Annotated in this window: 10 protein-coding genes; 6 read left to right on the top strand and 4 right to left on the bottom strand. The window is 69.1% G+C overall.

Annotation, left to right across the window (positions count from 1 at the left end; all coding sequences use genetic code 11):
• Positions 1–7 precede the first annotated feature (7 nt).
• Both NWFMUON74_RS00590 and NWFMUON74_RS00585 read right to left on the bottom strand, forming a co-directional pair.
• Entirely contained in the window at positions 8–532 is a 525-nt protein-coding gene (locus NWFMUON74_RS00590; protein WP_187686084.1) for a hypothetical protein, read from the bottom strand.
• A gap of 121 nt (positions 533–653) precedes the next feature.
• The gene (locus NWFMUON74_RS00585) at positions 654–1,427 is read right to left on the bottom strand and encodes a MerR family transcriptional regulator (RefSeq protein ID WP_187686083.1); all 774 of its coding nucleotides are present in this window, start codon (positions 1,425–1,427) and stop codon (positions 654–656) included.
• 133 nt (positions 1,428–1,560) lie between these two features.
• On the opposite strand from NWFMUON74_RS00585, the gene NWFMUON74_RS00580 reads away from it, so the two are divergent.
• Positions 1,561–1,977 (top strand): MarR family winged helix-turn-helix transcriptional regulator, encoded by a 417-nt coding sequence (locus NWFMUON74_RS00580; RefSeq protein WP_197986949.1) that lies wholly within the window; start codon positions 1,561–1,563, stop codon positions 1,975–1,977.
• Here the strand turns inward: NWFMUON74_RS00580 and NWFMUON74_RS00575 are convergent, their stop codons facing one another.
• Positions 1,978–3,393 (bottom strand): SpoIID/LytB domain-containing protein, encoded by a 1,416-nt coding sequence (locus NWFMUON74_RS00575; protein WP_232110767.1) that lies wholly within the window; start codon positions 3,391–3,393, stop codon positions 1,978–1,980.
• 342 nt (positions 3,394–3,735) lie between these two features.
• Between NWFMUON74_RS00575 and NWFMUON74_RS00570 the strand changes: the two genes are divergently transcribed.
• On the top strand, positions 3,736–6,084 hold the full coding sequence (locus tag NWFMUON74_RS00570; RefSeq protein WP_232110766.1) for an N-acetylmuramoyl-L-alanine amidase: 2,349 nt from the start codon (positions 3,736–3,738) through the stop codon (positions 6,082–6,084).
• A 90-nt stretch (positions 6,085–6,174) separates the two neighbouring features.
• On the opposite strand, the gene NWFMUON74_RS00565 is transcribed toward NWFMUON74_RS00570, so the two are convergent.
• Complete coding sequence (locus tag NWFMUON74_RS00565) at positions 6,175–7,017, bottom strand: HAD family hydrolase (protein WP_187686079.1); 843 nt, start codon at positions 7,015–7,017, stop codon at positions 6,175–6,177.
• Positions 7,018–7,202: 185 nt separating this feature from the next.
• Here NWFMUON74_RS00565 and NWFMUON74_RS00560 point away from each other — a divergent pair, with 185 nt between their 5' ends.
• The 4 genes from NWFMUON74_RS00560 to NWFMUON74_RS00545 are packed head-to-tail and all read left to right on the top strand — an operon-like array spanning position 7,203 to position 12,645.
• Positions 7,203–8,183 (top strand): ABC transporter permease, encoded by a 981-nt coding sequence (locus tag NWFMUON74_RS00560; RefSeq protein ID WP_187686078.1) that lies wholly within the window; start codon positions 7,203–7,205, stop codon positions 8,181–8,183.
• Positions 8,180–9,130: an ABC transporter permease gene (locus tag NWFMUON74_RS00555; RefSeq protein WP_187686077.1), complete on the top strand. Its 951-nt coding sequence runs from the start codon at positions 8,180–8,182 to the stop codon at positions 9,128–9,130. The genes NWFMUON74_RS00560 and NWFMUON74_RS00555 overlap by 4 nt, the downstream gene beginning before the upstream one ends.
• A complete protein-coding gene (locus tag NWFMUON74_RS00550; protein ID WP_187686076.1) occupies positions 9,127–10,962 on the top strand; it encodes an ABC transporter ATP-binding protein in 1,836 nt (611 codons plus the stop codon). The genes NWFMUON74_RS00555 and NWFMUON74_RS00550 overlap by 4 nt, the downstream gene beginning before the upstream one ends.
• Positions 10,963–10,971: 9 nt before the next feature.
• Positions 10,972–12,645 (top strand): ABC transporter family substrate-binding protein, encoded by a 1,674-nt coding sequence (locus NWFMUON74_RS00545; protein WP_187686075.1) that lies wholly within the window; start codon positions 10,972–10,974, stop codon positions 12,643–12,645.
• Positions 12,646–12,649 lie beyond the last annotated feature (4 nt).

The following is a 12,649-nucleotide window of genomic DNA, read 5'->3' as shown; positions in this document are numbered from 1 at the left end:
GTCCCCGTCAGTAATACGGATAGGGCGCGTGGCGACCCTGCGCGCACCAGCGCTTGGTGGAGCCCGCCAGGGTCAGGGCCAGGAGGAGGACGGTGACGAGTACGCCGATGACACCCGGGATCGCGGCGGCCGGGAGCGGGGACAGGATTCCGGCGATGGTGCCGGCGAAGCCGCCGAGCAGGCCGAGGGAGGCGAGGATGATCAGGATGATCCGACCGGCATTCTTGTGATTCATCAGCAGAATGCCGCCGAGGAGCAGCAGCGCGACGATGCCGCCCTCGACTGCCGCGGAGACGTAGAACAGGTTGCGGACCTCCTCGCCCGCATGTTCCCGGTAGTACTGGTCGTGACCCACGCCGATCGAGGTGAGCACCCCGAGTATTCCGGTCAGCGCGAGCACAATCGCGAGAATGCCCGCCGTGATCGCGGTCCCGCCGCTCGCCGGTGGCTGGTACATCGGCTGCGGATAGCCGTAGCCCGGCTGCGGATAGCCGTGTGCCGGATACTCCTGGTGACCGTATGGCTGATGCAACGACGCTCCCCCTTCTGCACTCGGGCGGGAACTCTACCGGCCGTGTCGGCGATACGGCGAGCGCCCGCACGACGAATCGTGCGGGCGCTCGCGGGATGTTCCGGACCGGGCTCGAGTCCGCCTACGACAGCCGGGCTTCGGCGTAGGCGCGCATGGCGTCGCGGACGAACTCGGCCGTACCCGCGCCGTGCTTGTCGTAGTTGGCGCCGAAACGCGGGTCGGCGACGTACATTTCACCGAGGTTGGTGAAGTACTCCCGGTTCGGGCACGTGCCCTGCCAGCCGGTCGTCACCCAGTCGTAGTGGCGCTGGGTGATGGCCAGCACCTCGGCGCTGCCGGGCGCGAGGCCCGCGCGGTGCGCCTTGCCGTAGTCGGTGGCGATCTCGACCTGGGTCCGGAGGAACTCCTGCTTGCCGGCCTCGCCGAGCGACCGCCACCAGCGATCGCCCTGCTCGTAGGCGTCCTTGCCCCAGCGTTCGATCACCTCGTCCTTGTACTGCGTGTGGTCGAAACCGTCGAATACCTCGTCTGCCATGAGTGGCTCACCTGCTTCCGTCTTGCGCAATGTGGTGTGCACCGACGCGATCAGCCGGCCGATCCGGTCCTGCTCCTGGTGCAGCAGATCCAGATGCGTCCGCAGCGCGGCCGCCGCATCCTGTTCTCCCGCAAGCACTTCGGCGATGACCGGCAGGCCGAGGCCGAGTTCCCGCAGCAGCAGGATCCGTTGCAACCGCACGAGGGAGCCTTGGTCGTAGTAGCGGTATCCGTTGGCCCCGATCCGGCTGGGCGACAACAGGCCCAGTTCGCCGTAATGGCGCAGCGTCCGGCTCGTGGTACCGGCCGCCTTCGCCAGTTCCTGAATGGACCATTCGTTGCGGCCCTTCGCCCCGGCCACCGCTGCTCCTCTCGTCCGCGTCGACTCCTCCACCTTGCGAGTTGACGCTACGTCAAGGTCAAGCCTTTTCCTTTCAGTATCCGAATTCGGAGGTGACGGCGTAGGCGGAACCCCAGACCAGCGGGGCCAGCCGGTGCTCAAACGCCTGAGCCGGGTGGTCGAGCGGGAGATCAAGGAATTCTTCGCGCGCTACGACCTCGAGGAATGGGAGTTCGACGTGCTGACGACGCTGCGCCGCTCCGGCGGCGACGCCGGGCTCACCGCCGGCGCGCTGATCAAGGCCACCATGGTGACCTCGGGCGCCATCACCAACCGCATCGACCGCATGGCCGCCAAGGGCCTGGTAGTGCGCGCGGCCGACCCGAAGGACCGCCGCACCGTCCGCATCCGCCTCACCGACGAGGGCCGCGAACTCATCGACCGCCTCATGCCACTACATGTCGACAACCAGATCCGCGTCCTCGGCGGCATGAACCGCGAAAAACTCGACCAACTGGGCGCCCTCCTACGCGAACTCGCCGAGTCCCTCGGCGACACATCCCTGAGCTGACTACCCTCCCGCCGGGCCCGCGGGTGCCGGAATTCCCACAGGGGGTTCCGGATACTCCGACGCCGCTGCCGGAACGCCGTCCGCCTCCGCCGACGGTGGCGGGGGCTCGGCATCGACGTCGGGGACGGGACCGGCGTGCTGCGGTAGTTGCACTGCCTGGTCCGGGAGGACGGTCGGACGAGGCGTGGGGGTCGAGGCCGTATTGGGTGGGGCCGTATTGGGTGGGGCCGTACCGCCGGATCGGGGGAAGTGACCACCTTCCTGGACCTCCGGCGCCACCTGGAGCAGGGTGGCGAAGTCGACGACGCGGGCGCCGAGGACCGGGGTAGCGATGATGACGCCGTTGTCGAACATGCGGTAGGTCCCGATTCGGCCGGGTAGCAACGACTCCGGGCCGCGCGCCGCGCCGAGTGGTCCGGCCGCGCCGCCGGTCTCGGCGTACTCGACGTCGATGACGCTGTTGCCGCGCACAGCCTGCTGGCCGTAGTCGTCGCGGGGTGGCGGGGCGGGGGCGGGGGCAAGTTCGTCGGGGCTCGGACCGACCTCGAGGGTGCCGATATCGATCGGCTGCCCGCCGCCCGGGGCCGCCGAGTACTCGGTGCGCAGAATTCGCCCGTCGCGCAACAACACTCGGCCCGAGGTGGCGCGGACCGCCTCGGCCGCCCGCGGATCCTCCTTCTCGGTGCCGGGGTAGACCTGGCAGTCGGTGATGTCGCAGGTCTGGGCGTAGGGGTAGCGCTGCTCGGCCAGGGCATAGGAGCGGGCCGCGATCGCCTGTGCGCGCAGCGCTTCCGCGCCGCCCTGGTCGGCCCAGTTGGCCTGCATCTCGGCCGGGACCACGCCCATCAGGTAATCGTCGACGTCGACCTGATTGACGGTGCGGGCCTCGCCGTTCTCCAGCGCGACACCGAGGGCGCCGCGATAGGTGCCCCCGCCGCAGACCTTCAGATGCTCGGCCGCCGGACGGTCGGTGCCGGGCACGACCGGGTAGGCCCACGGATCGGCCGTGGCGCCCTGCCAGATCACGTCGCCGTCGCAACCGGCCGTGATCACGACGGCGGCGCCGCCGTCGGGCATCGGCGTGAGGTGCGCGGCCTGGCCGGGAACGACCCGCCGATCGGCGACCGTCAGCCCGGCGTCGGAGAAGACGTCGAGGGTCTCGTTGTCGTCGGCCGTCAACCGGACGCCGACGGTGGTCGGCGCGATCGTGCCCAGCACGGCGCCCGGATAATAGTGCGCCAGGATGTCCTCGGCCGCGGCGCCGGCCAGCGCCTGGTCGAACGCGCCGACCTGACTCATCCCCCGGCCGTGTCCGATACCGGCGAGCGGCCGGTACGGCGCGGAACCATCGGGCCAGGTCGCGGTCAGCACGACCGTGCCACCCGTCAGGGTCAGCACGACCAGTCCCGCTCCCACGGCGTGTCGCCGTCGGCGGCGGCGCGACAACTCGCCCCGCCGCGGTACCGCGATCCACCGTCGTCTTCCGCCTGCCATGTGCACTCCCACGGGTTTCGCGGGCGGGCCCTACCGGTCGGTTCCGTTCGGCATGTCCTGCCCGCTGTGCGGCTATTTGGAAGCTACATTCGAGCTACCTACCTCTAATCCTCAACTGAAGGTTTAGATTTGTGAAGATTGTGACTAGTGTGACCATTGTTCCGTCAGGAATCAACCCTGTTCCGGAGTTGACGGCCAACGGTTCTACCTGAAGGGGAGAGGCTCGTGCCGTATCGCAGACCGAAACGCCCGTACATTCTTCCGGTGGTGGCCACCCTGGTGGTCACCGCGCCGCTCGCGGGTCTCGTCCTGCGCCACTCGCCCGACTACCACTCGGCCAACGAAAGCAATCTCGCGGCGATCCCAGCGCAACTCGCCGAGGTGGCGCTGGCCTCCGCGCCGGATGTCGTCCTGCCGCTGCGCGAACTCACCGGTCTCGACCTGCCCGACCTGCGCCTGTCCGATCTGCGCAAACTGCCGCTGCCGCGCGCGGTACCGGTGCCGCCGGGTCTGCCCGCGCCGCCGGGCGTCGAGCTACCCGGCGAGATCCCCCTACCCCAGTTCGGTCCCGACCGGACCACCCCGGCCGCCCCGCCCCGAAACCCCAGCGGCGCACCCGGATTCATCGGCGCCCCCCTCGAGGAACCCGACCCGAGCGCCGCCCCCGTCGCCGACCCCGCGCTGCCGCCCGATGCGAATCCGAGCACCCCGGCTCTGGCGCCCGGTGCGGTCGCCCCCGACCTCGCGGAGCGGGTGGGGGCGGAGGTCAAGGAACTCACTCGCCCGACGCCGTTCAGCATGGTTGCCCTGACCGCCGAAAACCTCGGGGGAACAAGGGCGATGGTGCGGGCGAAGACGCCCGACGGCAGCTGGGGACCCTGGTTCTCCACCGAGCAGGTGGACACGCGCGCCGACGATCACGCGCCGCCGGGCCGGACCGGAACCGAACCGATCTATGTCGGCAAGACCAATGCGGTCCAGGTGCTCACCACGCGCAAGACGGCCGCGCCGATTCCGGGCGGCGCGCGCTCCGACGACCCCGCCCAGCTGGCCGCCTCCGCGCTGTCGGCGGTGCTGATCGATCCGGGTCGCGGTGTCGCCGACGACAATCTGACGAGCGTGGCCGCCCCGCTGGCGAGCGGCGGCCCCAAGGTGATCAGCCGGGCCCAGTGGGGCGCCGACGAATCGATCCGCTGCGAGGAACCGACCTACGACGACGGCCTCGGCGGCATCACCGTGCATCACACCGCGGGCCGCAACGACTACTCCAAGGCCGAATCGGCCGGGATCGTCCGCGCCATCTACGCCTACCACGCCAAGACCCTGGGGTGGTGCGATATCGGCTACCACGCCCTGGTCGACAAGTACGGGCAGATCTTCGAGGGCCACTCCGGTGGCCTGGACCGGCCGGTGCAGGGCGCGCACGCGGGCGGGTTCAACGAGAACACCTCCGGCGTCGCGCTGATGGGTGATTTCGAGACCGAGCCGCCCACCGACGCCGCGATCCAGGCGGCCGGGCAGTTCATCGGATGGCGCGCGAAGGTCGCCGGGCTGAACCCGCTGAGCCGGACCACGATGTATTCGGAGGGCACCGAGTTCACGCCGTATGCCCAGGGCGAGGCGGTGCAGCTGCCCACGGTGTTCGCCCACCGCGACGTCGGCAACACCACCTGCCCGGGCGATGCCGCGTACGCGCTGATGGACCGCATCCGCGAGATCGCCGCGGGCAGCGGCACACCGCTGGCCACGCGCGCGGGCAACAACACCGCCCCCGGCGCGCAGCGCCCCGGCACCGACCTCGCGGCGCTGGCCGACCTGACCGGCCGGGTGCTCGGGATGGTCGAGGACAATCTGGTCGCCCGGTACTGGGCCGAACACGGCGGGCCGGACGGGCATCTGGGCGCCGCGGCCTCCGAGCCGAAGCCGACCGCGAACGGCGGCCAGTACGCGAAATTCGTCAACGGTTACGTCTACGCCGCGCCGGACGGCACCGTGGTCGAGGTGGTCGGCCACATCCTGGACCGCTTCGTCCAGCTGGGCGCCGAGACCGGGCTGCTGGGCCTGCCGCTGCGCAACGCCTACCCGGTTCCGGACGGCCTGCGATCGGATTTCGAGAACGGCTCCCTGATCCTGAACCAGGTGACCGGCATCGTCACCACGCTGCTGAAGACCTACGACGACACCCAGCAGCAGTCCGCCGCCCCCGGCCGGTCGGCCGCACCGATCCCGGCACAGATCGCGGCCCCCGCACCGAATCCCCACGCCCCCGCACCGAACGCCCCCACGCCCGCGACCCCCGACCTCGACGCCCGCGAGCCAAGCCCCTCGGATCCCAACGCCGTCGGACAGAACACCTCGGATCCCAACGCCCTCGAGCCCAACACCTCGGATCCCAACGCCCTCGAGCCCAACACGTCGAATCCCAACGCGCTCGAGCCCAACACATCAGATCCCAACGCGCTCGAGTCCGACACGTCAGATCCCAGTGCCCTCGGACGAAACACGTCGGATTCGAATGCCCTCGGGCACAACACTTCGGCTCCGGATGCACCGAACTCGAATACGACCGAGCCGAACCCTGATCTGCCGGACGCGTCGGCCCCGGCCGAGTAGTCGTAGCCGGGAACGGCTGGGCAGATCCGCGCTATCGGTGCCATACCGACTGTCCCGCAGATGTTTCGGGATGCGACGACCGCACTCCGGTCAGCTGCTCCACCAGCGTTCCAGCACCAGGGCCACCCCATCGGCCGAGTTGGTGGCGGTGATCTCGTCGGCGGCGGCGCGGGCCTCGGGATGCGCGTTGGCCATGGCGACACCGTGACCGGCCATGCGCAGCATCGGGACATCGTTGGGCATATCGCCGAACGCGACCATGGTGGCGTGCTGCACGCCCAGCCGCTGCGCCACCATCGCCAGCCCGGAGGCCTTGGTGACACCCGGCGCGGACAGTTCGATCAGGCCGTTGTTGGTGGAGTAGGTGATGTCGGCGCGCCCGGCGAGCTCCGGTTCCAGGGCGGCCCGCATGTCGGCGCTGGCCGCACCGGGCAACCGGATCAGCATCTTGATCGCGGGCGCGGCGAGCACCTCGCGCCGGGCCACCTGGGTGTCGTCCGGGTTCAGCCAGGCGTGCTCGTACTCCGGCGAACTCACGAACTGCGGGGTGGCCGCGTCGTGCGCGCTCGCGCCGACCCGTTCGGCGGCCAAACCGCAACCGGGCAGCACCCGCTCGGCCAACTCGGCGATCGCCGCCAGGCTCGCCATATCGAGAACGCTGGTGTGCAAGATGCGATCGGCGGCGCTGTCGTAGATCACCGCGCCGTTGCCGCACACGCACAGCGGCGCGTACCCGAGGCCCTCGACCACCGGATCGATCCAGCGCGGCGGGCGGCCGGTGGCGAGCACGAACTGCACTCCGTCGGCGACGAGCGCCGCGACCGCGGCCCGCGTGCGCGGGGTGACCTGCTCACGCTCGTCGATGAGCGTGCCATCGACATCGGTGGCCACCATCTTGGGTTTGGGCAGGTGCAGACGCGTCACCTCTTCCATCCTGCCCGAACCCGGACCCCGGCCGTAAGATCAGCCCCCTTACCACGGCTGCCGAACCACCGCCGCTACGCGCGACACTGGTGCACGATGTGCTGACGATCCACGCATGTCACGGCTGTCCTCGACACGCCACGATCGCCAGCTGTCCTTATGATCAGGGCCTAGCAACCGACCCGAGGGGACCGATGACCGGCTTTCTGCTACGACGCGCGCTCAACTATGTCGTGCTGCTGGTGCTGGCGACCTTTCTGACCTTCAGTCTGGCGTCGCTGACCTTTCGCCCGCTGGACAGTCTGGAGCAGCGCAATCCGCGCCCGCCGCAGTCGGTGATCGACGCCAAGGCCGCCGAACTGCACCTCGACGAGCCGATCCCGCAGCGCTACGCCACCTGGATCAGCGGCATCGCCCACGGCGATTTCGGGACCACACTGGCGGGCCAGCCGGTGAGTGCGGAACTGGGGCGCCGGGTGGGCGTGAGCCTGCGGTTGCTGGTGATCGGCTCGCTGGTCGGCACCGCGCTGGGCGTGCTGATCGGCGCGGCCGGAGCGATCCGCCAGTATCGGTTCAGCGACTACTTCACCACGGTGGTGTCGCTGCTGGTGCTCAGCACGCCCGTGTTCCTGCTCGCCACCCTGCTGAAATACGGTGCGCTGGAGATCAATACGGCCACCGGCCAGCAGATCTTCCTGTATACCGGCGAGACCTCCGCGAACGCCGTGCACGGGCTGTGGAATCAGTTCGTCGACCGCGTCCAGCACATGGTGGTCCCCACCCTTGGCCTGGCGCTCGCCGCCATGGCCAGCTACAGCCGCTACCAGCGCAACGCCATGCTGGACGTGCTGCAGAGCGATTTCATCCGCACCGCCCGCGCCAAGGGCCTCACCCGCAGCCGCGCGCTGTACAAGCACGGCCTGCGCACCGCGTTGATCCCGATGGCGACGCTGTTCGCCTACAGCCTGGGCGCGCTGATCACCGGCGCGACGTTCACCGAGAAGATCTTCGGCTGGCACGGCGTCGGCGAATGGCTGGTCGACGGGATCAACGCGCAGGACCTCTACGTCGTGGTGACCGTCACGGCGTTCGCCGGATTGGTGGTGCTGGTGTCGGGCCTGCTGTCCGATATCGCCTACGCGATCCTCGATCCACGGGTGCGGGTGGGAGCATGACCGAAGCCGAGATGATCATTCAGGGCGCGCCCGAGCCCCAGGCCGCGGGACGCCGGAAACTGGTGTGGCGCAGGTTCCGCCGCAACAAACCCGCCGTCGCCGGTGCGGTCGTCCTGCTGCTGATGCTGGTGCTGGCCTTCGCGCTGCCCGCCGTAATGCCTTACGACTACCAGGAATTGGATTACACGGCGCTGCTGCAGCCGCCCAGCCCGGACCATCCGTTCGGCACCAACCAGATCGGCCAGGACGTGCTGGCGCAGACGCTGCGCGGCCTGCAGAAGTCGCTGTTGATCGGTTTCAGCGTCGCGTTCATCTCGAGCATCATCGCCGCCACCGCCGGATCGGTCGCGGGCTTGCTCGGCGGCTGGACCGACCGCGCCGTGATGTGGCTGGTGGATCTGCTGCTGGTGGTACCGAGCTTCATCGTCATCGCGATCTTCGCCCCGCGGATGAAGGGCAGCGGCTCGATTCTGCTGCTGATCGTGCTGCTCGCGCTGTTCAGCTGGATGATCAGCGCCCGCATCGTGCGCGGGCTGACGCTGAGCCTGAAGGAACGCGAATTCGTCCGCGCCGCACGGTACATGGGCGCCTCGACCTGGACGGTGATCACCACCCACATCGTCCCGAACATCGCGTCGATCCTGATCATCGACACCACGCTGGCGATCGGTGTGGCGATCATGTCCGAAACCGGCCTGAGCTTCCTCGGATTCGGCGTGCAGCCACCGGACGTCTCACTGGGTTCGCTGATCGCGTCCGGGACGAAGTCCGCGCTCACCTACCCATGGCTGTTCATGTTCGCCGGTGGGCTGCTCATCATCACCGTGCTGTGCGCCAACCTGGTCGGCGACGGCCTGCGCGACGCCTTCGACCCCACCGCCAAGCGAGCACGGGCGCGACGGAAGAAGTCCGAGCGGGACACCGCGCCGGAAGGAGAGGCAGCATGACCGAGCCGCTGCTGGAGGTCTCGGACCTGCGCGTGTCGTTCCCCGGCGAGGAGGGCCGCATCGATGCGGTGCGCGGGGTGACCTACACGGTGTCCGACGGCGAGGTGCTGGCCATCGTCGGCGAATCCGGATCGGGCAAGTCGGTGTCCTCGCTGGCGGTGATGGGCCTGCTACCCGAGCAGGCGCGGGTGCGCGGCTCGATCCGGCTGCGCGGCAAGGAACTCGTCGGCATGACCGACCGGCGGCTGTCGACGCTGCGCGGCAGCCGGATCAGCATGGTCTTCCAGGATCCGCTCTCGGCGCTGACCCCGGTGTACCGAGTGGGTGACCAGATCGCGGAAGCCCTGCTGGCACACAAGAAGATGAGCGGGCAGCAGGCCGCCGCGCGGGCCGTGGAACTGCTGGACCTGGTCGGCATCCCCGAGCCGCAGACGCGAGCCAGGGCGTTCCCGCACGAGTTCTCCGGCGGCATGCGCCAGCGCGTGGTGATCGCGATGGCGATCGCCAACGACCCGGAACTGATCATCTGCGACGAACCCACCACCGCGCTGGATGTCACGGTGCAGAAGCAGATCCTGAACCTGCTGCGCAAGGCCCGCGACATCACCGGCGCGGGCGTCGTGATGATCACCCATGACATGGGCATCGCCGCCACCCTGGCCGACCGCGTGGCCGTCATGTACGCCGGGCGGATCGTCGAAACCAGTACCGCCACCGATCTTTTCCGCGCGCCCCGGATGCCCTACACGGTCGGCCTGCTGGGTTCCATCCCGCGCATGGACGGCCCGCCGCGCAGCCCGCTGATCCCCATCACCGGTGCGCCGCCCGCCATGCACGCGCTGCCGCCCGGCTGCCCGTTCGCCCCGCGCTGCCCGGTCGCGATCGACGCCTGCCGCACCGCCGAGCCGCCGCTGGCGGAGACCGGGCCGGGCCACCGTGCCGCGTGCATCCGCACCGACGAGGTCGGCACCGAGGCGCTGTTCACCGCCTACCGTCGCGAGGTGGCCGAGCCCGAGACCGCGCCACCCGCGGATGCCCGTGTGGTGCTGCGGGTTTCGGAGCTGACGAAGACCTTCCCCATCACGTCCGGCGTCTTCTTCAAGCGCCGCAAGGGCGAGGTGCGAGCGGTCGACGGCATCAGTTTCGAGGTGCGCGGCGGGCGCACCTTCGCGTTGGTCGGTGAGTCCGGATCCGGGAAGTCCACCACCCTGACCCAGATCATGGATCTGGTGGTCCCCGAGGCCGGGAGCATCGAGGTGCTCGGCACCGACGTCGCGACCCTGACCAAGGCCCGCCGCCGTGAGATCCGGCGCAAGATGCAGATCGTCTTCCAGGACCCCTCGGGCTCGCTGGATCCGCGACTGCCGATCTTCGACACCCTCGCCGAACCGCTGCGGGTCGACGGCCGGTCCCGCGACGAGGTGCGCAAGCGGGTGCCGGAGCTGCTGAAACAGGTCGGCCTCAGCCCGGAACACGCCGACCGCTATCCGCCCGACTTCTCCGGCGGCCAGAAGCAGCGCATCAACATCGCGCGTGCCCTGGCGCTGGACCCCGAACTGCTGGTGCTCGACGAGCCGGTGTCCTCGCTGGACGTGTCCATCCAGGCGGGTGTGCTGAATCTGCTGCGAGAGCTGCAGGCCGAGCGGGGGCTGTCGTATCTGTTCGTCTCCCACGATCTTTCGGTGGTGCGCAATCTGGCCCACGACATCGCGGTCATGTATCGCGGCAAGATCGTGGAATCCGGTCCCGCGGAGCAGATCTTCCAGGCGCCGCAGCACGAATACACCCGCGCGCTCATCGACGCGGTTCCCGTTCCGGTCGTCGCTGGGTAGGAGAGACGCATGAGAATCCGGTCGCTGACGGCAGTCGCCGTCGCCGCGGCGGTCGTCGCGACGGCCGCCCTGACGGGCTGCTCCGCCGGGAACCAGGTTCCCGGCGGGGATGTCGCGCTGGGCACCAGCAACGACATCAACCCGCAACCGCGCGAAGCGATCCGCGACGGCGGCAACCTGCGGCTGGCGACCACGGAGTTCCCGCCCAACTGGAACACCCTGTCCAACGACGGCAACAACCTCGAGATCGCGCGCATCGTGTGGCCGATGATGCCGCGCGCGTTCACCACCGACGCGGCCGGGCAGCTGTCGGTGGATCGGGACTACTTCACCGACGTGCGGCTGACCGGCACCGACCCGCAACAGGTCACCTACACCATCAATCCGAAGGCGGTGTGGACCGACGGCACCCCGATCACCTGGGCGGACATCGCCGCGCAGGCCGATGCGCTCAGCGGCCGCGACAAGCGGTTTCTGATCGCGGTGACCAGCGGTTTCGACCGGGTGGAGAAGGTCGAGCGCGGGGTCGACGACCGGCAGGCGGTCATCACCTTCAAGCAGCACTACGCGGAGTGGCAGGGCCAGTTCGCCGGGAACTCGATGCTGTTCCCGAAGTCGGTGACCGGGAATCCGGAGTCGTTCAACCACGGCCTGGTCGACCACATCACCGAGACCGCCGGGCCGTTCAAGGTGCGGTCGACCGATCGCACCCAGGGCCGGATCGTACTGGAGCGCAACCCGAGATGGTGGGGCGAGACACCGAAGCTGGACACCATCACGATCAGCGTGCTCGACCAGGCCGCGTGGCCGGCCGCCCTGCAGAACAACGAACTCGACGCGGCGCAGCTGTACTCGATCTCCGACCTGGCGACCGTGCGCGGCGCCGCCGGGATGACCATCCGACGCGCGCCCGGCACCCTGTGGCGGCACCTCACGTTCAACGGCGCGCCGGGCGCCGTCCTGGCGGATCCGAAACTGCGCGTGGCCATCTCGAAGGCCATCGACCGGCAGACCATCGTGAACGCCATCTCCAACGGGCTGGAGAACGACCCGAAACCGCTCGGCAATCACATCTATGTGCGTGGCCAGCAGGGTTATCGGGACAACAATCCGCCCTTCGATCCGGACGCGGCCGCGCGCGAACTCGACGCGCTGGGCTGGCGGCTGGAAGGTGATGTGCGCGTCAAGGACGGCCGCCGCCTCGAGATCCGCGATGTCATGTACAACAACGACGTCTGGGTGAAGGTCGCGCAGATCATCCAGCAGAACCTCGCCCGCATCGGCGTGAAGGTGATCATCGATCCCCGCCCGGGCCAGAACATCTTCTCCGACGTCTTCATCCCGGGTGACTTCGACCTGGCCCAATTCCAATGGCAGGGCGATGCTTTCCCGCTCAGCGGGGTGCCGCAGATCTACGCCTACCACCCCGACGACGTGCAGGGGAATTTCGGCCGCATCGGTTCCCCGGAACTGAACGAGCTGATCGATAGGACACTGTCGGAACTCGACCCGCAGCGGGCGATCGAGCTGGCGAACGAGGTGGACCGGGCGGTCTTCGCCGAAGGCTTCTCACTGCCGCTGACCCAGGATCCGGGGAATTACGGCGTGCGCGCCGACATCGCCAATTTCGGGGCGCCCGGAATGGCCTCCTACGACTACACCAAGATCGGCTTCACGAAGTGATGCA

Source organism: Nocardia wallacei (assembly GCF_014466955.1).
Classification (GTDB): domain Bacteria; phylum Actinomycetota; class Actinomycetes; order Mycobacteriales; family Mycobacteriaceae; genus Nocardia; species Nocardia wallacei.
This window is presented reverse-complemented; position numbering and strand designations above follow the sequence as displayed.